Genomic DNA, 20,704 nt, shown 5'->3' on the forward strand with positions numbered 1-20,704 from the left:
AAGTCCCAATATATCATATATGATATATTGGGACTTTTCTTTGTGGGTAAAAGGAGAGGGCTGTTAGGCGTGACTGGTTAATTTTGACACTGCATTATAAATGAGTATTGCATATAGTCTATTGTGTGGCCAAGATTGATAGATGTAACCTTAACAGGTATAATTAAACCGAACTCTTTTTTCTAGTAGACATTTTGCCTAGTTAAAACTATGCCTCATATATTTTGGTTAACCAAAGCGATAAAATACCCTGCGGTATATTAGAATGGGAAAGAGAATTAAACTCAGTGGGTCTTACCACAAAAAATATCTGCCACCTGATACATCGAGCCATCACAAGAGGGGGACAAAATGAAACATAAGTATTTATGGTCGACCTTAGTCTGTATCACGTTAGTAGCAGTGCTGAATATTGTATTCAATTACCGTATTCAGTACATTCTTAATGCAGTGGTCGCGCAAGATTATGGGAAGTTTTCTTATCAGATAATGGTGACAGCCATCATTATTTTGGGGATGTTATTGGTTGAATATGGGAGACAAGTTTTGAACGCTCGCTATCTAAATAGTCAAGGATTTAGGTTGCATGGAACCTTGCTATCACGTATTTTGACTTTGAGACCACGAGCGATTGAACAAGATGTGGCCCACTACCTCTCACAAGTGACGAATGATATTGAAGAGGTCAAGAGCCTCCATTATGATACGCTCTTATCTGTTTACCAAGGGACGATCTCATTTTTGATTGCTGCTGTCGCTTTGCTCAGTCTAAACTGGGTGACGGCTGTATGGATTTTCATTGCCTCTGTGGTTCCACTTGTGCTACCGCTATTGTTCAAACGGCTAAGAGCTAGAATAGAACAAGACTATCTGTCCCGTAAATCAGCTTATAGCCGGCGTTTCGTTAATTATTTACAGAATTTCGGTCTCCTGCGTAACCACCAAAGCGAACGGGAATATGCAGAAGATCTGACCCGTGACTATGCTAATATAAATCGTATTGCTAATACAAAATCATCCTATAGTGCACTCGTGAATGTCCTAGCAGGATTAGGGTTTTACGCAACGACCTTGGTAATCTTGTGGATTGGTGGGCTTCAAGTGTTGGAGGGGCAGTTGACTGTAGGCGGGCTGACGTCCATATATAGTATTTCGCTCGAATTGGTATTACCCATCCAGTTGTTGATTAGTGCCTTGAGCGACTTATCAGCGATACAAGATACCAAGCATCAGCTCGAGCAGGAACCAGTCATGGAAACGGTCGTGGTTGAATGTTCAGCCAATCAACCTGTGGTGGCAGTGCGCCAGCTTGAACAGCCGCCACTCTTCCAAGGGCTTAACCTAACCCTTCAACCGGGTAAGCGCTACTTATTAACGGGGAAAAGCGGTATTGGAAAGACCAGCTTAGTGGCTCTTTTGACAGGAGACGTAATCGCTCCTACAGGGACGGTCTGGTTAGATAAGTGTTCCTTAGACCAGTTGACTTACGAGCAAATTCAACATTACATTGCCTATGTACCACAAAAAGCTCAGATGTTATGGGGGAGTATGTGGGATAACATTACGCTACGTCAGATGTGTGATGAAGAAGAAGTCATGCGACTCATTCAAGCCTTCGGGTTAGGCGACCGCTTCCCTGACGTGAGCCACCTTAAGCAAGAGCAATATAACGAAGAAAGTGCCTTGTCGGGTGGACAGAAGCAACGTATCGCCTTAATCCGAGCACTTTTGCAGCATAAGCCGATTTTAATTGTGGATGAGGGACTATCGGCCTTGGATCCAGAGTCATTTAAGCAAGCAGAAAATCTCTTGTTAGGCTGGCCTAGGCTCACCTTGTTACACATCTCTCATCACTCAGATGAAACGAGTGCTCATCGCTATGATGCGGTATTCGTGCTAGAGGATGGGCAGATTGTGCGCTCTAGATAAGGCGTTGAGTTCTTAAGGCGCATGATGGGTAATCAGTGACTCTGGTTGGGCGCCTTCGAGACGACAAGCAAGCCCTACTGACACAGTGTGTCAGTAGGGCTTCTATCGTTAAAAATGAAAAAGTCCCAATATATCATATATGATATATTGGGACTTTTCTTTGTGGGGAAAAGGAGAGGGCTAGCGCAATTGCAATTTTCTCTAAGGTTAATGTGTTTGGGAAGGCTTTAGAGTATTTGTGACTTAAGATGTGGGAAAACAAGTATATAAATCAATGAAATAAGCATATAGGATAAGCCAAAAATCATAAAAAAGGCATGAGTAGGAATATAGTTTGCTAAAGCCCCCCACGCTAGAGAGGCTAGCGGCATAATACCCACTGCTATAGTACTTTTTGCCGACAAGACTCGTCCCAAGAATTGTTCAGGAACAAACTCTAAAATTAATGGATTATGGACGGTGTAGTTAAATCCTAAGAAGACAGAAGATAAGCCTACCATAAAGAGTAGTGCGATAGGATTTTTTGTTAGAAGACTTGCTAAGAACATAAAAATGCCATAGAATAACGAGCCTAAAATCATCTTGGTTGAACGCGAATAGGAGTCCAATGCTTTTGTGGTGATTAAAGCACTACCGATTACGACTCCTATGGAAGTGCAGACCCCGAAAAAACCTAAGAAAACAGGGTCATTCCATTCTTCTGCAAGCTGCACTATGTAAATAGATAGACCAGAAAACATGATATTTGCAATTGTCTCTCCAAGCATAAGCCAGAGAGGCATCTGATATTTTTTAAGTAACTTAAAACCTTCTAGCCAATCGATTTTTGATTCAGAATCTACTTTTGGGATTTCTTCATCAATAGCAATAGTGTTAAAAATACTTGCAGATCCTACAAAGGAGGCAACAGAGGTGGCTATTAGGAATAAAGGATGGATAACTTTGAGAGCAAAACCAATCAAACCATTAAATAAGTAATCAGACATTTGATAAGCCATTATCATGTATGATTGAGACTTATCCATATCTTCTTTAGCAACCAGGAGTGGTAAAAATGCGTCTTGCGTCGTATAGGTATTCATCCCAAATAAGCTGCATAGAAAGGCAGAAATACATAATAATAGAGGGAAGTCTATATTAAGTAGTAACAATAAAAAGAGTAACAAAGAGCCAAAGGCTTGCCCGATTTCTAATGCGATAAGAAGGGTCTTTTTCTTATGGCGGTCAACAATATGTCCAACTAGGAATTCGAAGAGTGTAGGTAAGTATATGAGGGCATTTAATACCCCCACCCAGAAAATCTCATGAGTGGCTTGTATGAGATACCATGATACAGTTAGTGAGTATATACTATCGCCAAAATTACTTAATAGTCGGCCTGCCCATAGCTTCTTGAAATTACGATTCATGAGGCGCCTCCAGTATCTATGAATTAGTACTAATAGGATTGATTTTCCCATCATATTTCTTAGGTTGCCTATTTTATGATTAAATAGTTTTAAGTGATAGAAACAGTATACTGAAGGTCTTAGGAGAAGAGGGAATTTTTTGCCTATATGATAAACGAAAGAAAAACGCTAAGGTATTTTTATCTCTCAATGTATTGACCTAGGAAATCCTTGTATTCACGTGCTAAATCCGGTCTACGCATCTGATTAAGAATGGAAATAGCCTGTTGAGAAATAGAGAGTCCTTTATCGTAGTTGCCTTGAATTAGTAGGTAGATTCCCTTATAAAAATTAATGCGATTAATTTCTGCAAAACTGTCCGTCCCACTTAATAGGTTTTCTGCTTGGATAAATAAATTATTTAGGCCGTCAAAGTGTTCATTTTCGATGAGCGTATGGATGATATTGCCGATGATAATACTTAGTTCATTAACGTGCTTTGGAGATTTGGAAAACATAGCTGAGCGATTAATAGCAATTTTGCTCAGATTATACATTTTCTCAATAGGAATAAAATTTAGGCTATTGCCAAATAAGACAAGCTCATATTCTCCCCACTCCTCCACCCGGTAAAGATAATCAGTGATTTTCTTAATTTTATGTGGCTCAAATGGTAAGCCGTTCAAGAGATTGATGTACTGGCTAATTATAATGAGATTATGTTCGAATCGACTATCACTATACTGCTTCAAAAGTATCTTTTGGTCATCGTATAGTTGATTGAGTAGTGCGAGATCATTATTTACTAGAGCGGTGCTTAATTGTTGAAGAAATGCCGTCTGAGAATATCCCTCTAAATGGCCTAATATTAATTCGAATTCTCGGTAGGAAATGTTGAGGCGAGATAGTAAACGTATGAACTTGTTAGAAGTAATTTCGTGTTCACCGCGCTCAAACTTTGATAAGAAGGGCAAAGATACAATCCCTTTAGATGCTTCTTCAAGGGTCATTCCTTTCGATAGTCTTAGTTCTCTAAAGATAGTTCCTAGTTGCTGAGGGCAAACATTTTTCTTCATTATTCTCATCACCTTATTTTGATTTAATGTAAACGAAAATATACAGAACTTGCTTGAATATATTATAAGCCAAAAAGAGTGCGGTTTCAACGAAGTGAAGATGATATTCTTTTTTGATTTTGCGTGTTTGGGACCTATATTTTTGCGATTAAAAAAGGGCTGGCATCACGCCAGCCCTTTTTTAAATTGCTTATTTACCTTGGTACAAGTCATTGACGCGTTGTTGCACGTCCTTGTTTTCCAAGTATTCTTCATAGGTGGTGTCAATTCGGTCGAAGGCCCCGTTAGGTGTCAACTCGATGACCCGGTTACAGGTGGTGTTGAGTACCTCGTAGTCGTGGGAAGCCATGAGGATGGCGCCCTTGAACTTAATCAGGCCGTCGTTAAGTGCGGTGATAGATTCCAAGTCTAAGTGGTTGGTTGGTTGGTCCAATACCAAGACGTTAGCCTTAGATAGCATCATCTTAGATAACATACAGCGAACTTTCTCGCCCCCGGATAGGACATTGACTTCCTTCATCACGTCTTCGCCAGAGAAGAGCATGCGGCCTAGGAAGCTACGCAAGAAGGTGTTGTCGCTCTCTTCCTTGCTAGCGTATTGACGGAGCCAGTCCACGATACTTAAGTGCACGCCGTCAAATTCGTCGCCAGAGTTCTTAGGTAGGTAGGTTTGGCTAGTCGTCACACCCCACTCGAAGCTACCGCTGTCTGCTTCCATCTTGCCCATGATAATGTCGAAGAAGGCAGAGAGGGCGATGTCGTTACGGCTGAGGAAGGCCACCTTGTCATCACGTCGGAGAGTGAAGGTAATGTTGTCTAAGACCTTCTCGCCATCGATGGTTTTGCTGAGGCCTTCTACCCGTAGTAAGTCATTCCCGATTTCGCGTTCTGGCGTGAAGCCTACGAATGGGTAACGACGGGAGGATGGTTGAATGTCATCCAGGGTAATCTTATCCAGCATCTTCTTACGGGAAGTCGCTTGTTTGGATTTAGAAGCGTTAGCTGAGAAGCGGGCGATGAAGGCTTGGAGTTCCTTAATCTTCTCTTCCTTCTTAGCGTTTTGGTCAGCGGCCATCTTAGCAGCCAATTGGCTGGATTGGAGCCAGAAGTCGTAGTTACCGACATAGAGCTTGATTTTCCCGAAGTCTACATCGGCCATGTGGGTGCAGACTGTGTTCAAGAAGTGACGGTCGTGGGAAACCACGATGACCGTGTTAGGGAAGTTCAAGATAAAATCGCTCAGCCATTCGATAGCGGCTGCGTCCAGACCGTTGGTCGGCTCGTCTAAGAGTAAGTTGTCTGGCTTGCCAAAGAGGGCTTGGGCCAAGAGCACCTTAATCTTGTCGGCTTCAATCAGCTCACGCATGTAGCTATAGTGAAGATCCTTGCCAAGACCTAAGCCTTGCAGCATGTTGCTAGCTTCGGCTTCAGCTTCCCAACCGCCCATTTCAGCAAAGGCAGCTTCCAGTTCGCCGGCGCGGACACCGTCTTCATCGCTGAAGTCTTCCTTAGCGTAGATGGCGTCTTTTTCTTTCATAATGTCATAGAGTTCCTTGTGGCCCATCATCACGGTCTCGATAACAGTGAAGTCTTCGAAACCATAGTGGTTCTGGCTGAGGACCGCTAGGCGCTCATGGGGATCCATGGAGACATTTCCGGTAGTTGGCGCGATATCGCCGGCCAAGATTTTCAGGAAGGTAGATTTACCTGCCCCGTTGGCCCCAATAACCCCGTAGCAGTTGCCAGGGGTGAAGGTAATATTCACATCGTCGAATAATTTACGATCTGAAAAGAGTAAGCTCACGTTTGAAACGTTGATCATTTAAGTGTTTCCTCCTTGGTTCATGTTGGGTCAAGTCAGCTTGACGCATACCCTACTATCATACCATATTTTAGCGGGCTTGGCTCATTTATTTGGCAACTTGAGCCAGTTGACGTTGGACGGCGGCCGGTAGGTCAGCAGAAGCCGTCACAATCTCGCCTCTTAGCTTAATGAGGCCAGTCGTGTAGAGGTTGACATAGCTAAATTGAGACTCGGCCACGTCTTGTAAGGCCTTGAGTTTTTCAGGGTGGCTGCCCCCTTGCTGGCGAACATCGGTATAGAGGCCTACAACCGGGATGCCAGCTTGGTAGGCAATGCCGATTTCAGAGGCTACGCCTGGGTCGATAATCTGACCATCTAGAACAGCCACCAGGACATCGCTCTTGAGGACGGCTTCCGTATCGTAGCGGGCAATCATTTGGGAATCGGCGTAGGCATTTTTATCGTTAATGGCTTCTTGCTCTTGGGGCAGGAAGACAGTTAGGTCAGGAACTTGGGCACGTAGATTAGCAACCACTTGGGCGTTGAAGGCACGCTCCATTTCGGTGAAGAGGGGGCTGGCAAAGTATAGATGGGGCATAATGACTCCTCCTTGGGCATTGATACCTACATTATAACGGAGATTGTGTCAATTAGCTATTGCAAAATCACCAGAAAATGGTAGACTAGATAGGGTCGCTGTCATGATGGGACAGCCCCCTGCGACACTTAGCATCCTTTGGTCGCAGTAAGTACTAGTCGGCCTGAGCCGGACTATAAAGGAGGAACTTATATGAATAACCATCTTAAACCTAGTTGGCTAAGCTGGCCCAACTGGAAGGACAGCCGTGAGCTGACCCGCGCAGGCTTAGTCGCCGGCCTCTATATCGTTTTGACTTTCCTGACCCTGCCTTATTCTTTTGGCTTGATTCAATTCCGCTTGGCAGAGACGCTTAACTTCACCAGTCTCTATAACAAGCGCTATGTTTACGCCTTGACCTTAGGGGTCTTCATCGTCAACGCCTATCAATATGGACCTGTTGACATGATCGTCGGCTCCTTGCAGACCTTACTCTTCCTCTGGCTAGCACGCTGGATTGGGGACTTGGTTGTGGCGTTTTTTGCCAAAGGGGCATCCACTAAGATCCAAACCATTATACGTTACGCTGTCTTGACTCTGGTCTTCTCCCTATCCATGTTTGTCATTGCCTTAGAGATGGTGGTGGTAGGCGTAGCAGAAGCTGGCTTCTGGGCAGCCTACACACAACTCTTCACTAGCGAATTGGTTATGTTGACACTAGGCTCCGTTATCATGTACTATGTCAGCCAACGTGTGGATCTTGAACGCTAATTAACCTTGAGACGAGGACTTGTCCTCGTCTTTTTTGTGTAAATTGTGCTCTTTTGGACACGTAATTTGGCGGCCCTGCCCCCTATTTATCTATGTAATAGATAAATAGGGGAGTGATAGCAAGGCTAAGAAGCTAGCGCCCAAAAGCTACTAAAACAGAGCCTAAGCCGCGAGCTAGTGGCCCACTCCGCCAAGTGGACCACTAGCTGAGCTGGCAAGTGCTCAAAAGCGACTAAAAGTGTTCAAAAGCCGCGAGCCAGTGGTCCACTCCGCCAAGTGGACCACTAGCTGGCTTGGCAAGTGTCCAAAAGCGACTAAAAGAGCGGAAAAGTTGTGAGCCAGTGGCCCACTCTGCCGAGTGGACCACTAGCTAAGCCGGTAAGTGTCCGAAAACGACTATAAGGAACCCATTCTGATAAGAATCCCTTCACCGAAAAATTTGTAAAAAGTTGCACGTCTAATCGTTGCAACTTCACAAATTTCGCCCACCTTGATATTTTCAAACTTCTCAATGATAAGGAAACAGAGGACTTTACAGCTCAAGCTTTACCAAAAATCAATCCATTGAAGATCAAGGAAAAAATGGAAAAACTCGTTGCTGTTGCGAACGAAATTCTAGATCTTCCAGACTATTATCAGGAAAAATGGGAAAATCAGTAATCCCTAGTAAGAGCACATGAAAAGCAAGCGTCGGGTTGATTTTTATAATGCTTTGAGAAAAGCATTCAGGTCCAACTCCACTTTTGCAAGCGAAATCTGGTCCCAGAAGCCGTCTGTTTGTAAGCGTGGAATCAGGTGGACATGGAAATGGGTGCCAGCGTCGAACAAGCAATCATTGCAAGCTATGGTTACCCCGTCGATAGCTAATGTTTGACAGAGCTTTTCAGTCAAAAAGACTTCTAAGTCTGATAATTCGTAGCGAACAGCAGTGCTAAGCTGACTAAGTTGTTGGTAATGGTCCTTACTAATGATAAGCAAGTGTCCAGTTTGAATGGGGTCAATGTCCCACACAACCTTGAAATGCTCCGTCTGGTAGAGAATATCTTCTTCTTTGAGTTGATGACAAAAAATGCAGGTCATATCTTTTCTCCTATCGTTCTTCTGTTAAGAGTAGAGTCAGTGCCGCTTTGATATATTCTTTGGTTTGGGTAGCTCGTTTTTGTGTATTGGTCATCGTTTCTCCTTAAATCAACAGTGTTTGAAATTTTGATTATAGCTTTCTTTCTAGGTCTAGCATATATCAATAAAGCGCTTTAATCAACATGTTGTTCATTTAGTTTGGTTTGTTTGAATAAAAATAGCAAAATTGTTGAGGAGAATATGGCTTATATTGAAGTAAAGCACAGCTATAATCCTTATCATCTTGGAGAAACAGAAATCGTCACCAACAATGATATTAACTTTGAAATTGAAAAAGTAGAACTGGTTATCATCTTAGGTTCATCTGGTGCAGGAAAATCGACCGTCTTGAATATTTGAGGTGGAATAGACACCAATGATGAAGGAAATGTCATTATTGATGGTACAGATATTTCAGACTACAATGCTCATCAGTTGACCAAATACCGCCGTGAAGATGTGGGACTTGTAATTTAAGGGTACCGATGGATAAGATCCATTGGCGTTCTTCTTCCATGTAGGCATTAAAGACGGTAATCGCCAGCGACTTCATGAGCGTGTTCATGTCACTGTTTAAAACTGCCTCTGTTAATTCTTCAAGTTTTAGGTTAATATTAAGGTAAGTCATGGTAATCTCCTCTTTCAATGTTGTCGGACAACTACATTGTACCAGAGATTACCTGGCTTTTTCTTTTTACACAATTATAGGGACTTAATCCCGAAACTAGGCCAAAAGCCCGAAAAGCCGTGAGCCAGTGGACCACTAGCTAGCATGGTAAGTGATCAAAAACGACTAAAATGGCGCAAAAGTTGCGAGCCAGTGGCCCACTCCGTCGAGTGGACCACTAGCTCCACCGGTCACCTCCCCCCCCTACCTAGCCACCTCACTTAATATCAGCCTCAAAATATGTTACAATATGGAAAACCCTACCAAACTCAGAGAAAGGACGTGCTAAGATGACTATGCAAACGACCATTGTTTACGCCCACCCCTATGAGGGCAGTCTCAACCATGCTATTTTGGAGCGCCTAGTCGCCACCCTAGAAGCCAAGGGCCACTCGGTGACCGTACTCGACCTCTATGCTGATCAGTTCAATCCGGTTCTGTCGGCCGCGGACTTAGCCGTCTATGGGGAAGGCAAGACGACCGATCCCCAGGTAGAACGCTACGTCCAAATATTGGACCAGACAGAGCAAATTATCTTCATTTATCCTATTTGGTGGTATGACATGCCTGCCATTATGCGGGGCTTCCTGGATAAGGTGCTGCTGCCTAAGTCGGCCTTCGAGACCGAAAATCAACGCCTCCTAGCCAGTCGCCAGGTGCGCAAGACCTACATTTTCACGACTTCAGCCGCTTCTACAGAAGACCTGGAGCAGGTCTTTGGCGACCCCATTCGGGGCACGACCATGGCTGGCACCTTCAAGGATGTGGGCTTCCTCAATCCTATTTGGTACAACCTGGGCGGCATCGGCCATATCAGCCAGGAGGAGATTGACGTCTATCTGGCAACCTTGTCCAGTCGCGTTTAAGGAGGAGAGGCCTGGCCCTCTCTTTTTTTGCTGGAATGTGCTAAAATAAGAAGGAAAATGATTGGAGGTGGCTCCGCGTGTTAGAAAATGTAAAAATCGGTGTCTTTGTCATGGGGGGCATCGCGGCCTATAAGGTACCAGAACTGGTCCGCCAGTTAATTAAAAAGGGTGCCCAAGTTCAGGTGGCCATGACTCAGTCGGCCCAGGAATTTGTGACGCCGCTGACCTTGCAGGTCCTGACCAAACGTCCGGTCCTTACCCATACTTTTGACGAGCGGGAGCCCAGCCAAGTCCAACATGTGGCCATGGCCGACTGGTGCGACCTAGCCCTGGTGGTGCCAGCCACAGCCAATGGTCTGGCCAAGATGGCGCACGGCTTAGCAGATGATGTGGTGACCACTACCCTCTTGGCCGTGACGGCCCCTGTTCTGGTGGTGCCGGCCATGAATGTCCACATGTACGAGAACCCCGCGACCCAGCGCAACCTGGCCCAGCTGCGAGCAGATGGGCTGACCATTATGGAGCCTGACACAGGTTTCTTAGCGGAAGGCTATGAAGGCAAAGGCCGCCTACCTGAACTCCATCGCATTGTGGCCCAAGTCGAGCGCCTCTATGCCCGGACCCATTTGCCTCAAAGTTTAGCCGGCAAGCAGGTCATTGTCTCGGCTGGTGGCACCCGTGAGCGCATTGACCCAGTCCGTTACATCAGCAACGATTCGTCTGGCAAAATGGGCTATGCCATGGCCCAGGCGGCTGACTGGTTGGGCGGGACCGTTACCTTAGTCTCCACCACCCAAAGCCTCCTGCCACCAGAAGGTGTCCAAGTCCAAGAGGTGGCGTCAGCCCAAGAATTGGCCCAGGCTATGACCGCTCACTATGACCAAATGGACTATGTCGTCATGGCTGCAGCCGTCAGCGACTATCGGGTCAAGCAGCCCCATGATCAGAAGATTAAGAAAGTGGCCGGTCAGACGGACTGGCAACTAGACCTAGTCCAAAACCCAGATATTTTGGCCCAACTAGGCCAGACCAAGCGCCAACAAGTCCTCATCGGCTTTGCGGCGGAAACCCAGAATTTGCTAGAACATGCCCGAGCTAAGTTAAGCAAGAAAGGGGCCGACTGGCTCATCGCCAATGATGTGTCCAACCCGGCTATCGGCTTCAACTCTGACAAGAACCAGGTCTATGTCCTGGGGGCTCAGGGTCAGGAAGTTCTCCTGCCCCAACAGTCCAAGACCAGCCTAGCCTTGGCAGCCTGGCAAGTGATTCTAGCTGAAGGAGAAGAGACACTATGACAATTCGTGTAGCCGGATTGGCCAGTGGTTACCGCCAGGTGCCGGTCATCCAAGACATTAACTTCCAGATTGAGTGGGGCCAAATTGTAGCCCTAATTGGGCTCAATGGGGCGGGTAAATCCACCCTGCTCAAGACCATCTTGGGTCTGCTCAAGCCCCAGGCCGGGACGGTTACCCTGGATGGCCTCAGCCTGCAGGAAAACCACCAGGCCTTTGCCAGCCAGCTGGCCTATGTGCCTGAGACGCCCATTCTCTATGAAGCGCTGACCTTGCGCGAGCATCTGGAACTGACGGCCCTGGGCTATGGCCTGGACCCGGCAGTCGTGATGGAGCGGGCTCAACCCCTACTCAAGCTCTTCCGTTTGGACAAGCAGTTGGATTGGTTTCCGACCCACTTTTCTAAGGGCATGAAGCAAAAGGTCATGATTGTCTGCGCCTTGGTCTCCGATGCCAAATTCCTGATTATTGACGAACCTTTCTTGGGCTTGGACCCCTTGGCCATTCAACAATTCAAGGACATTCTCCAGGCCCGCGCCCAAGCCGGCTGCGCCATCCTCTTGACCACTCACGTTCTAGGTTTGGTGGAAAATCTAGCCGACTCCTACCTCATGATGCAGGCAGGTCGCCTCTATGCTCAGGGTACCCTAGAGGACTTGCAAGAAGCCCTAGAAGCGCCCGGTGCTAGTCTGGATCAACTCTATATCCAAATGGCCAGTCGCGAGGTGACGGCATGAAGGATTTGAACAGTCTCTGGCAGGGGCGTCTGCGCGACTTTGCCAAGACCATGAGCCGCTACAGCCGGCTCATTCTCAACGACCACATGGCCCTCATTCTCTTGGTGGCCTTTGGTTTCTTCAGTATCTATTACCAACAATTATTGACTTCCCTCCAAAGCCAGCCACCCCAAGGCTTGGGACTGATGATGACAGCGGTCTGCTTGCTAGTCTGGTGGGCAGGCCTGGCTTGGGGTCGGCCCTTGCTCCTGACCTACGAGCCGGACAAGAGCTATCTCTTCGCCCGGGGTTATCAATGGCATGCTGTCTGGAAATGGGGCGTCTGGTTGGGTGCTCTGGCTCCTAGTCTAGTCTTGGCTGTCTTAACCTTGTTACTGGCGCCACTGATTAGTTTGGGCTTTGGTTGGTCCTTGGGTCAGGCCCTCTGTCTGATTGTCTATGTAGTGGCCGCCAAGTTCTTAGTGGCTTGGGCCGGCTATCTAGGTTTTTATAGCGGCTTGCTGCCAAAAGCTTTGTCTGGTTCTTTGTTAGCTCTGGCCTTGGCAGGACTGGGAGCGGGGAGCTTGTGGCTGCCGGCTAACCTGGCTTTGGGACTTTTAGCCTTGCTGCTGATTCTAGGTGCTGCCTTTCTCTGCTGGACCTGCCGTAAACTAGACCAACATTGGATTGAGTTTGAAGCCTTAGTAGCCCAAGAGCAGGCCCGTCGCGCCAGCCTCTACCGTTGGTTGGCCCTCTTTGCAGAAGTGCCCCAACAGATTCCACCCATTAAGCGACGAGCTTATTTGGATGGCATCCTCAAGAGTCTGTCTGGCCGTTTGGGCAACCGCTACGCCTACCTCTACCTGCGCCATCTAGTGCGCAATACCGCCTATTCAGGAATCTGGCTACGGGTGATGATTTTCTTCAGCCTGGTCATCGTCAGCAGTCAACAAGTCTGGCTCTGGGCAGCAGCCGGTGCATTGAGTACGGTCTTGACCCTAGTTCAGCTCATGCCCCTAGCTCTAGAGCCTCTGCGCCATCCGCTAGAGCGCCTCTATCCGGTTGGTCAGCAGGCCCTAGTACCAGCCTTGCGCCCGGTACTGGCCATGATTCTAGTCCTGCAGTTGCTAGTCTATAGCCTATTGCTTGCTGTTCTAGCTCAGGGTAACTGGCCTCACTTGGGCCTCTGCCTCTTGATTTGGCTAGCCGTCGCAGCACTAGGCCTCCTAGTTTACCTACCATTTTGGATTGGCCGCCATAGCCAAGCAAATTAATCAAGTTTACTCCCTCTTTCAATAGCTTATTGAAAGAGGGCTTTTTGTATAGTCTGAAAAGCCCCTGCCTTCGCTAAGCGCCAGTGGTCCACTCCGCCGAGTGGACCACTAGCTCAGGGTGAAAAGGCGGAAAAAGGACAAAACCAGGGAGTTCCAGGAGAGCCAGTGGTCCACTTTGTCGAGTGGACCACTGGCTCGGGGTGAAAGGACGGAAAGAGGCTAAGAACAAGGGATTCAAGCAGAGCTAGTGGACTACTTTAAAGAGTGGACCACTAGCTAGGGAAAATCGCGGAAAACACGTTTCCTAGCACAAGTCAGACCACGACTTCCCCTAACCTAAAAAATACCTTCAGCATTTTAAGTAAATTTTAACTAGGACCTCTATACTGAAATCAAGTTAAGTGATAGAGGGGACGTCTGACTATCACTTAACCTACTATTAAAACAATCCAAGATTACTACACGCAAGACCAATAAGGGAGGTCCATATCATGAGAAAAAGTATTACGATCGCCACCCTCATCAGCCTGACCGCCAGTATGTCCCTGGCTTATCCAGCCTTAGCACAGTCGGGCGCGCAGGAAAGTCAGTCAGTAACCAGTTTCCAGGCCCAAACGAGCTATGATGAGAGTCATGCTACTCAAATAACCTTGGCTGACCAAACGGCCACCGTCACAGGGCAAGGCGCCAGCTTCAGCGACCAAACGGTGACAATTACCCAAGCTGGCACCTACGTCCTAACCGGTAGCGGCAAGAACATCAAGCTAGTGGTAGAGGCAGCTGACACTGACCAGGTCCACTTGGTCTTTCAAAGCCTGACCCTGGAAGGGGAGGGCACCCTGCTGCAAGTTAACAAGGCCCAAGAAGTCGTCATCAGTCTAGTGGAAGGCAGTCAGAATGCTTTGACAGAAAGCCAGGCCAGCGACGATGATGAAGAGGTCAAAGCCACTATCCACAGTCAGGTGCCTCTGACCCTGAATGGGACAGGCAACTTGACCCTCACGGCTCTTACCAAGAATGCCTTAGAGGTGGAGGACGACCTCAAGGTGTTAGGCGGGACCTATACCGTCAAAGCCGCCAACCATGGCTTCAAGGCCGAGGGCGCCCTTGATATTGAGGCGGCCACTTTAACCATTGAAGCAGGCAAAGACGGTCTCCTTGCTGAGCATGACGAAACGACCGAACGAGCTAACATTAGCCTCAATCCGACTCAATTAAGTATTGCGGCCACCGAAGATGGGGTGGACGCCGGCAATGAATTGACTATCAAAGGCGGGACGATTACCGTGAGCCAAAGTGAGGAAGGCCTAGAAGCCCGTGTCATTCGTCAACTAGGCGGCGATGTCACCATCAAGAGTAGCGATGACGGGGTCAACGCTTCGGCCGGTTCCTCTAGCAAAACTACGGACACGAGCGCCACAAGCAAGACCACAGACGCTAGCGCCACAAGTAATACAGCTGACACCAGCTCTTCTGCAGGCCATGCTACTACTGATTCAGGCACCACTAGCTCTTCCGCTAGCCAGGCCACTGCCGACCCAGCAGCTACCAGTCAGGCTGACCAAGCCAACAAGGACAAGAATGCAACCCCACCGTCACCACCGGCTGGCCAAGCGCCGCCACAAGGCGGCCAGCCACCGCAAAATGGACAAGGGCCTGGCGGCATGCCACCAGGTGGCCAGGAAGAAAGTGACCCAAGCCTGCAAATCATCCTTGAAGGTGGGACCCTCACCATTGATGCAGAAGGCGACGGCATTGATTCCAACGGGACGGTCAGCATTAGTGGTGGTAGCCTGGTCGTCAATGGCTCAGTCCAAGGCGGTAATGGCCCCCTTGATGCAGCGGGCGACATTACTATCACTGGCGGCACGGTCTGGGCCTTAGGGACCTCCGATATGTTGCAAGGTTTCGCCCAAGGTTCCACCCAGGCTTCCATTACTGCTAACATAGCAGGGCCGCAGGCCAAACTCTGATTATTCTCGATGCCAATGGCAAGGAAGTGACACGTCAGACGGCCAGCAAGGATTTCCAAGCGGTCATTATGTCCAGTGCCGACCTAGTAGACGGTCAAACCTACACCATCCAGGTGGAAGGGACGATCCAAACTGCCACGGCAGCCCTTGTCACCCCGGTGACCGGTGGCTTTCATCCCTAAGTATTAGGGTCATTCTCCTCTGCGAAGCTAAGTGCCGGCACTTAGCTTCGTATTTTTTTAGATGGGATAAGGCCTGGCAGCTGACTCGAGAAGATACTTGTAAAAGCAAGATAAATGTGCCATAATAATAGTGTAAAGGTAGCGGTTTCTGATGGAACTAGTTCCAAAATTGAAACTGCAATATCTTGAATACTCATCACGAGAAGGGGAGGATGTGACCGGTGTTAGTCATAATACCTGTCTATCCCAAGCACCCTACCCCTGTGAGCTAGTGGATAACTTGCCCAGTCTGACCAACCAATGGCAGACAGTAACCCAGTCCAATGGGGTGGCGCCGGATAGATATGCTGATTAAGCGAGAGGGCCCGCTTAGGCCCAAAACGGCACAAGTTAAAGGGGTGAGGACCGCAATCAAGTAAGTGAAGAGTGTTGACGCAACTGATGAATCGTGAGAATTTGACGTTGGTCCCCAGGGACTTGCGTGTGGATGAAAGGAAGCGTTTATAACGAACAAATCTGATCACAAGCCATAGAGCTAGTGGGCGGGTTTCTAAGTCATAAAACGAATTCAAGCACGGTAAATAGGCGTCAAAAGTTTGTGGGCAGGGCATTATACACAATCTTTTGACATTTTTTTGTATTTTCCGTTTGGATTCAATTGGATTTAATGTAAGATAATGTTGAATTATGTAAGTGAAGCAAGCGTAAGAGATTTTTAGTAAGATACAGTCCAGACGCCCTTGGGGCGGTCTAAGACGCACTTGTCATAAGCTCTATGCTACTCACTACCAGCGAAGGCTAGATAATCGCTAGGAGGGTAACAATGACAACGATTAATGATATTGCAAAATTAGCAGGTGTTGCCAAAAGTACGGTTTCTAGACATTTGAACGGGGGTTCTGTCAGCCGGAAAACAGCTGCTAAGATTGAGGCAGTGATTAAGCAAACCGGCTACGTACCTAATTCTTTTGCCCAAAGCTTGAAAGCCAAGGAGAGCCGTATGATTGGCGTGATCATACCGCGACTTGATAGTTTTTCAGCCAACTGTATCCTGAGTGAAATTGACGAAGTTTTCCGTCAGCACAACTATCAGGTTTTAATTATTAATTCTAATTTCTCGGTCAGCCGGGAAGAAGAGGCCCTCAGAACCTTCCAAGTTAATAAGATGGACGGGGTCATCTTCCTCATGTCTCACACCGACAACCGGATTATTGAACTGCTTGAGAATGTCCAGGTGCCAATCGTGACCATTGGTCAAGAATTCTTGGACGAGAATACCATTTACTATGACGAGGAGAGTGCGGGCCGCCAGCTGGCCGACTACCTCTATGCCATGGGCCATCGGGATATGGACTTCTTAACGGTGACCACAACCGACCCAGCCGTGGGCATTAAGCGCCGAGATGCCATTAAGCGGGAATTTCTCAAATACGGTGATACCAGCTTCCGCGAGTACAGCTGTGGCTTCAACCTCATGGATGGCTACCAAGTGACGCGGGATCAAGTGCTGCTCAATAAGCCTCGCCTGATTGTGGGGGCGACCGATATTATTGCCATTGGTGCCATGCGGGCTTGCCTAGAGGCAGGCTATCAGGTGCCAGAGCAAATTAACTTTGCTGGTTTTGGCAATAATGTCCTAGGCTCTTCTATCTATCCTGGCTTGACGACGGTGGAATATCCTTATCGCCATGCTGGCTATGTTGCTACCAAAATGTTACTAGATAGAATTCAAGGCCAAGGCACGGTTACTAAACGTAAGTTAGAAACTTCCCTTGTTATCAGACAGTCTGTTACGGCTGTCTAACCCAATTTGAAAGCTCGACGATTTCATTTTCACATTTAATTATATTGACACCGGTTCTATTCCAAGTATAATAAGGCTTAGAGGAGAACCGGTTTCTTTTCTACAGGCAATTATTGTTTTAGTCTCATCTGCATGAAGGAGGAACACATATGGGATTTAAAGAAATCGCACAAGATGTTGTCAAATACCTAGGTGGTAAGGAAAACATCTCTAGCGTCGCACACTGCGCAACTCGTCTACGTGTTATGGTCAAAGACGAAGCCAAAATTGATAAGGAAGCCATCGAAAATACCGACAAGGTCATGGGGGCTTTCTTCAACTCCGGTCAATACCAAATCATTTTTGGAACCGGTACGGTCAACAAGGTCTATGAAGAAGTATCAGCCTTGGGCGTTAACGCTGTAACCAAGTCCGACCAAAAAGAAGAAGTTAAACCACAAGGTAATATCTTACAACGTATGATTCGGACCTTCGGGGACGTCTTCGTACCAATCATCCCAGTCTTGGTGGCAACCGGTCTCTTCATGGGGGTTCGGGGTGTCCTTACTCGTCCAGAAGTGATTGGCCTCTTCGGCTTAACCGATCCTAAACAAATCGACCAAAACTTCTTACTCTATACACAAATCTTAACCGATACTGCCTTTGCCTTCTTGCCAGCCTTAGTTGCTTGGTCTAGCTTCAAGGTCTTCGGCGGCAACCCTGTCTTAGGGATTGTCCTCGGTTTAATGATGGTCAACCCTGCCTTGCCTAACGCTTATGCAGTAGCGAGTGGGGATGCGCAAGCCTTAACTTTCTTCGGCTTTATCCCAGTCGTAGGTTATCAAGGGACTGTCTTGCCAGCCTTCTTCGTCGGTTTAATCGGGGCTAAACTTGAAAAATGGCTCCACGACCACGTTAAGGATACCTTCGACTTAATCGTGACACCATTCTTAACCTTCTTGGTAATGTCTATCTTGGGTCTCTTCGCTATTGGGCCAGTCTTCCACTCCTTGGAAACAGTCGTACTGGACGTAACCAAGCAGATCTTGACCTTGCCATTTGGTTTAGCGGGTCTCATCGTCGGTGGGGTCCAACAAATCATCGTGGTTACCGGGATTCACCACATCTTCAACTTCTTAGAGTTACAATTATTGACTAACGGCGACAAGACTAACCCACTGAATGCTTACTTCACTGCTGCCATGGCAGGGCAAGCAGGGGCAACCTTCGCTGTAGGTTACAAGACAGTCAACAGCAAAGTTCGTGCCTTGGCATACTCTTCAGGGATTTCTTGCTTGCTGGGGATTACCGAACCAGCTATCTTCGGGGTTAACCTCCGTTATGGTAAGCCATTCGTGATGGGTCTCGTTGCCGGGGCTGCGGGTGGTTGGTTAGCAGGCCTCTTCAAATTGGCAGCGACTGGTATGTCTGTCACTGTTTTACCAGGGGTCTTACTCTACCTCAACAATATCTTTGCTTACCTCTTGGTGCTGGTAGTCAGCTTCGGGATCGGGTTCGGCTTGACCTACGCCTTCGGTTACAAAGAAGACAAACAAGCTTAAGCACAAGCATGACTTATGACAGGACGGGGCAACTCGTCCTGTTTTCATAGGTGCCTGCTGGCAGCTATGCTATAATGAAGTTAGCCTATAATCAAAAAGGAGGACCAGCCATGACAAGCCGCAACAAAGGGCCTTACGCCCAACACTTCCACCTGACGCCTGAGCAGGGGCTACTCAATGACCCCAACGGGCTCTGCTATTTCCAGGGTTACTATCATATTTTCTATCAATATAACCCGCATGCGACCGACCACTCTACCAAATACTGGGGTCATGTCCGGACCAAGGACTTCGTGACCTATGAGCAGTTGCCGGTAGCCCTCAAGTCCGATGACTGGTTCGATAAAAACGGGGTCTACTCAGGTGGCGCCATCGTCCACGAGGACACCCTCTACCTCTTCTATACCGGCAATACCAAGGATGAGGCAGGACGCCGGACTAGCTACCAATGTATTGCCACTTCGACAGACGGCATTCATTTTACCAAATTAGGCCCTGTGACTGAGCAGTTGCAGGACTATACCGGCCATGTGCGGGATCCTAAGGTCTGGTATGATGCGTCCGTCCAAGGTTGGTGGATGTTACTGGGGACTCAGCGCTTAGATAAGACCGGCGACACCGTGGCCTTCTTCTCTAAAGACCTTAAAGACTGGGACTACCGCGGTTCTATCTTCCAATTTGATCAGCCCCTGGGCTATATGTGGGAGTGCCCGGATATGGTCTTCTTGACGGACGAGGTGACAGGCCAGGACAAGGCCATCTTCATCTTCTCACCTCAAGGGGTCGACCCAATTGGGGATAACTACCATAATATCTTTAACACCACTTACTTAGTCGGGACCTGGGATAGTCAGGCTGGTCGCTTCCTACCGGATAATGCGGACTTTGCGGATATGCAGGAATGTGACCGCGGCTTTGAATACTATGCGCCTCAGTCCTTTGTGGCGCCTGATGGCCGGGTCATCCAATACTCTTGGATGGGCATTACCTGGCCTGACCAAGAGGCCGCCATCCCAACCCGTCAAGACGACTGGATTCATCACCTGACCATTCCGCGCCACTTACGCCTAGTAGACGGCAAACTCTATCAGACGCCGATTGCGGAATTGGCAGGCCTAGCAGGAGCTAGCCAGCCGCTAGCTTGGACCTCGGCAGACTTCCGCCTAGATTTGTCGGGCCGGGCGCAAAGAGTGCAAGTGGACTTTGAGACTTTAGCAGATTGGGAACTCTTCTTAGATGATAACGTGACAGTCAAATACCAGGACGGTCAAGGCCGTCTAAGTTTAGCTCGCTTCAACTGGCTAACCGGCCTGCAAGAATGGCGCCATATGCAGCTAGAAGAAGGGCTCAAGCATTTAGACCTTTGGCTCGATGCTAGCTCACTAGAAGTCTTTGTTAACGGCGGGCAAGTGGTTGCCTCCCTCCGTTACTTCGCCAAGGAGCCCCTGACGCGCCTAGAAGGCAAGGCCAGCGCCGGCCTCCAGGCTAAGCTAGTAGCTACTCAGTTGGCCGCTCATCAATATATATAGGAAGAAAAAGGGGCACCCGCCCCTTTTTTGTTTAGTTTTGGACACGTAATTTTGCTAACTCGTACCCTATTTATCTATGTAATAGATAAATAGGGGAGCTAAGTTTACTAGCCAGCAAATCCTCTCAAATAAGTCGCCCCATAGCCAGGAAACTCTCTAAGCAACCGCCGAAAACAGGGCAAAAGCTAGGAAAAGC

At 47.8% G+C, this 20,704-nt stretch carries 17 protein-coding genes and 2 pseudogenes; 13 read left to right on the top strand and 6 right to left on the bottom strand.

Annotated features, from left to right (window positions below):
• Positions 1–351 precede the first annotated feature (351 nt).
• A complete protein-coding gene (locus RWO08_RS03935) occupies positions 352–1,929 on the top strand; it encodes an ABC transporter ATP-binding protein (protein WP_314211265.1) in 1,578 nt (525 codons plus the stop codon).
• A gap of 227 nt (positions 1,930–2,156) precedes the next feature.
• Here the strand turns inward: RWO08_RS03935 and RWO08_RS03940 are convergent, their stop codons facing one another.
• The 4 genes from RWO08_RS03940 to RWO08_RS03955 all read right to left on the bottom strand — a co-directional run bounded on the left by RWO08_RS03940 (position 2,157) and on the right by RWO08_RS03955 (position 6,795).
• Positions 2,157–3,338 carry an MFS transporter gene (locus tag RWO08_RS03940; RefSeq protein ID WP_306486778.1) on the bottom strand — a complete coding sequence of 394 codons (1,182 nt, stop codon included), beginning with the start codon at positions 3,336–3,338 and terminating at the stop codon, positions 2,157–2,159.
• A gap of 179 nt (positions 3,339–3,517) precedes the next feature.
• A complete protein-coding gene (locus RWO08_RS03945; protein WP_306486779.1) occupies positions 3,518–4,393 on the bottom strand; it encodes a helix-turn-helix domain-containing protein in 876 nt (291 codons plus the stop codon).
• A gap of 190 nt (positions 4,394–4,583) precedes the next feature.
• Positions 4,584–6,215 (bottom strand): ABC-F family ATP-binding cassette domain-containing protein, encoded by a 1,632-nt coding sequence (locus RWO08_RS03950; protein ID WP_303886316.1) that lies wholly within the window; start codon positions 6,213–6,215, stop codon positions 4,584–4,586.
• Positions 6,216–6,303: 88 nt separating this feature from the next.
• Positions 6,304–6,795, bottom strand: coding sequence for a nucleoside 2-deoxyribosyltransferase (locus tag RWO08_RS03955; protein WP_070756186.1), 492 nt, complete (start codon positions 6,793–6,795; stop codon positions 6,304–6,306).
• A 192-nt stretch (positions 6,796–6,987) separates the two neighbouring features.
• Between RWO08_RS03955 and RWO08_RS03960 the strand changes: the two genes are divergently transcribed.
• Complete coding sequence (locus RWO08_RS03960) at positions 6,988–7,545, top strand: QueT transporter family protein (protein WP_291428014.1); 558 nt, start codon at positions 6,988–6,990, stop codon at positions 7,543–7,545.
• Between the two features lie 702 nt (positions 7,546–8,247).
• Here the strand turns inward: RWO08_RS03960 and RWO08_RS03965 are convergent.
• Positions 8,248–8,625: an HIT family protein gene (locus RWO08_RS03965; protein ID WP_314211266.1), complete on the bottom strand. Its 378-nt coding sequence runs from the start codon at positions 8,623–8,625 to the stop codon at positions 8,248–8,250.
• A gap of 240 nt (positions 8,626–8,865) precedes the next feature.
• Between RWO08_RS03965 and RWO08_RS03970 the strand changes: the two are divergent.
• A pseudogene (locus tag RWO08_RS03970) lies at positions 8,866–9,135 on the top strand (ATP-binding cassette domain-containing protein); the annotation flags it as partial.
• Here RWO08_RS03970 and RWO08_RS03975 read toward each other — a convergent pair.
• On the bottom strand, positions 9,059–9,292 hold the full coding sequence (locus RWO08_RS03975; RefSeq protein WP_314211306.1) for a hypothetical protein: 234 nt from the start codon (positions 9,290–9,292) through the stop codon (positions 9,059–9,061). The pseudogene RWO08_RS03970 and the gene RWO08_RS03975 overlap by 77 nt on opposite strands.
• A 329-nt stretch (positions 9,293–9,621) precedes the next feature.
• Between RWO08_RS03975 and RWO08_RS03980 the strand changes: the two genes are divergently transcribed.
• The 10 genes and pseudogenes from RWO08_RS03980 to RWO08_RS04025 all read left to right on the top strand — a co-directional run bounded on the left by RWO08_RS03980 (position 9,622) and on the right by RWO08_RS04025 (position 20,508).
• The gene (locus RWO08_RS03980) at positions 9,622–10,197 is read left to right on the top strand and encodes an NAD(P)H-dependent oxidoreductase (RefSeq protein WP_314211267.1); all 576 of its coding nucleotides are present in this window, start codon (positions 9,622–9,624) and stop codon (positions 10,195–10,197) included.
• A gap of 77 nt (positions 10,198–10,274) precedes the next feature.
• The gene (gene coaBC / locus RWO08_RS03985) at positions 10,275–11,492 is read left to right on the top strand and encodes a bifunctional phosphopantothenoylcysteine decarboxylase/phosphopantothenate--cysteine ligase CoaBC (protein ID WP_314211268.1); all 1,218 of its coding nucleotides are present in this window, start codon (positions 10,275–10,277) and stop codon (positions 11,490–11,492) included.
• The gene (locus tag RWO08_RS03990) at positions 11,489–12,226 is read left to right on the top strand and encodes an ABC transporter ATP-binding protein (RefSeq protein WP_303766400.1); all 738 of its coding nucleotides are present in this window, start codon (positions 11,489–11,491) and stop codon (positions 12,224–12,226) included. Before coaBC ends, RWO08_RS03990 begins: the two co-directional genes overlap by 4 nt.
• Complete coding sequence (locus tag RWO08_RS03995; protein ID WP_314211269.1) at positions 12,223–13,479, top strand: ABC transporter permease; 1,257 nt, start codon at positions 12,223–12,225, stop codon at positions 13,477–13,479. The genes RWO08_RS03990 and RWO08_RS03995 overlap by 4 nt, the downstream gene beginning before the upstream one ends.
• A 491-nt stretch (positions 13,480–13,970) precedes the next feature.
• Complete coding sequence (locus RWO08_RS04000) at positions 13,971–15,452, top strand: carbohydrate-binding domain-containing protein (RefSeq protein WP_314211270.1); 1,482 nt, start codon at positions 13,971–13,973, stop codon at positions 15,450–15,452.
• 26 nt (positions 15,453–15,478) lie between these two features.
• On the top strand, positions 15,479–15,634 hold the full coding sequence (locus RWO08_RS04005) for a hypothetical protein (protein WP_314211271.1): 156 nt from the start codon (positions 15,479–15,481) through the stop codon (positions 15,632–15,634).
• Between the two features lie 151 nt (positions 15,635–15,785).
• Positions 15,786–15,989 (top strand): hypothetical protein, encoded by a 204-nt coding sequence (locus RWO08_RS04010; protein WP_291430282.1) that lies wholly within the window; start codon positions 15,786–15,788, stop codon positions 15,987–15,989.
• Positions 15,990–16,457: 468 nt separating this feature from the next.
• Positions 16,458–17,438: a LacI family DNA-binding transcriptional regulator gene (locus tag RWO08_RS04015; protein WP_314211272.1), complete on the top strand. Its 981-nt coding sequence runs from the start codon at positions 16,458–16,460 to the stop codon at positions 17,436–17,438.
• A gap of 149 nt (positions 17,439–17,587) precedes the next feature.
• A pseudogene (locus RWO08_RS04020) lies at positions 17,588–18,964 on the top strand (sucrose-specific PTS transporter subunit IIBC); the annotation flags it as partial.
• A 125-nt stretch (positions 18,965–19,089) separates the two neighbouring features.
• A complete protein-coding gene (locus RWO08_RS04025; protein WP_314211273.1) occupies positions 19,090–20,508 on the top strand; it encodes a glycoside hydrolase family 32 protein in 1,419 nt (472 codons plus the stop codon).
• The last annotated feature ends 196 nt before the right edge of the window (positions 20,509–20,704 follow it).

Source organism: uncultured Abiotrophia sp., from assembly GCF_963520105.1.
Classification (GTDB): Bacteria; Bacillota; Bacilli; order Lactobacillales; family Aerococcaceae; genus Abiotrophia.

Coding starts and splice junctions, on each gene's coding strand:
- RWO08_RS03935 (WP_314211265.1), top strand. CDS start 352: ATGAAACATAAGTATTTATGGTCGACCTTAGTCTGTATCACGTTAGTA.
- RWO08_RS03940 (WP_306486778.1), bottom strand. CDS start 3,338: ATGAATCGTAATTTCAAGAAGCTATGGGCAGGCCGACTATTAAGTAAT.
- RWO08_RS03945 (WP_306486779.1), bottom strand. CDS start 4,393: ATGAAGAAAAATGTTTGCCCTCAGCAACTAGGAACTATCTTTAGAGAA.
- RWO08_RS03950 (WP_303886316.1), bottom strand. CDS start 6,215: ATGATCAACGTTTCAAACGTGAGCTTACTCTTTTCAGATCGTAAATTA.
- RWO08_RS03955 (WP_070756186.1), bottom strand. CDS start 6,795: ATGCCCCATCTATACTTTGCCAGCCCCCTCTTCACCGAAATGGAGCGT.
- RWO08_RS03960 (WP_291428014.1), top strand. CDS start 6,988: ATGAATAACCATCTTAAACCTAGTTGGCTAAGCTGGCCCAACTGGAAG.
- RWO08_RS03965 (WP_314211266.1), bottom strand. CDS start 8,625: ATGACCTGCATTTTTTGTCATCAACTCAAAGAAGAAGATATTCTCTAC.
- RWO08_RS03975 (WP_314211306.1), bottom strand. CDS start 9,292: ATGACTTACCTTAATATTAACCTAAAACTTGAAGAATTAACAGAGGCA.
- RWO08_RS03980 (WP_314211267.1), top strand. CDS start 9,622: ATGACTATGCAAACGACCATTGTTTACGCCCACCCCTATGAGGGCAGT.
- RWO08_RS03990 (WP_303766400.1), top strand. CDS start 11,489: ATGACAATTCGTGTAGCCGGATTGGCCAGTGGTTACCGCCAGGTGCCG.
- RWO08_RS03995 (WP_314211269.1), top strand. CDS start 12,223: ATGAAGGATTTGAACAGTCTCTGGCAGGGGCGTCTGCGCGACTTTGCC.
- RWO08_RS04000 (WP_314211270.1), top strand. CDS start 13,971: ATGAGAAAAAGTATTACGATCGCCACCCTCATCAGCCTGACCGCCAGT.
- RWO08_RS04010 (WP_291430282.1), top strand. CDS start 15,786: ATGGAACTAGTTCCAAAATTGAAACTGCAATATCTTGAATACTCATCA.
- RWO08_RS04015 (WP_314211272.1), top strand. CDS start 16,458: ATGACAACGATTAATGATATTGCAAAATTAGCAGGTGTTGCCAAAAGT.
- RWO08_RS04025 (WP_314211273.1), top strand. CDS start 19,090: ATGACAAGCCGCAACAAAGGGCCTTACGCCCAACACTTCCACCTGACG.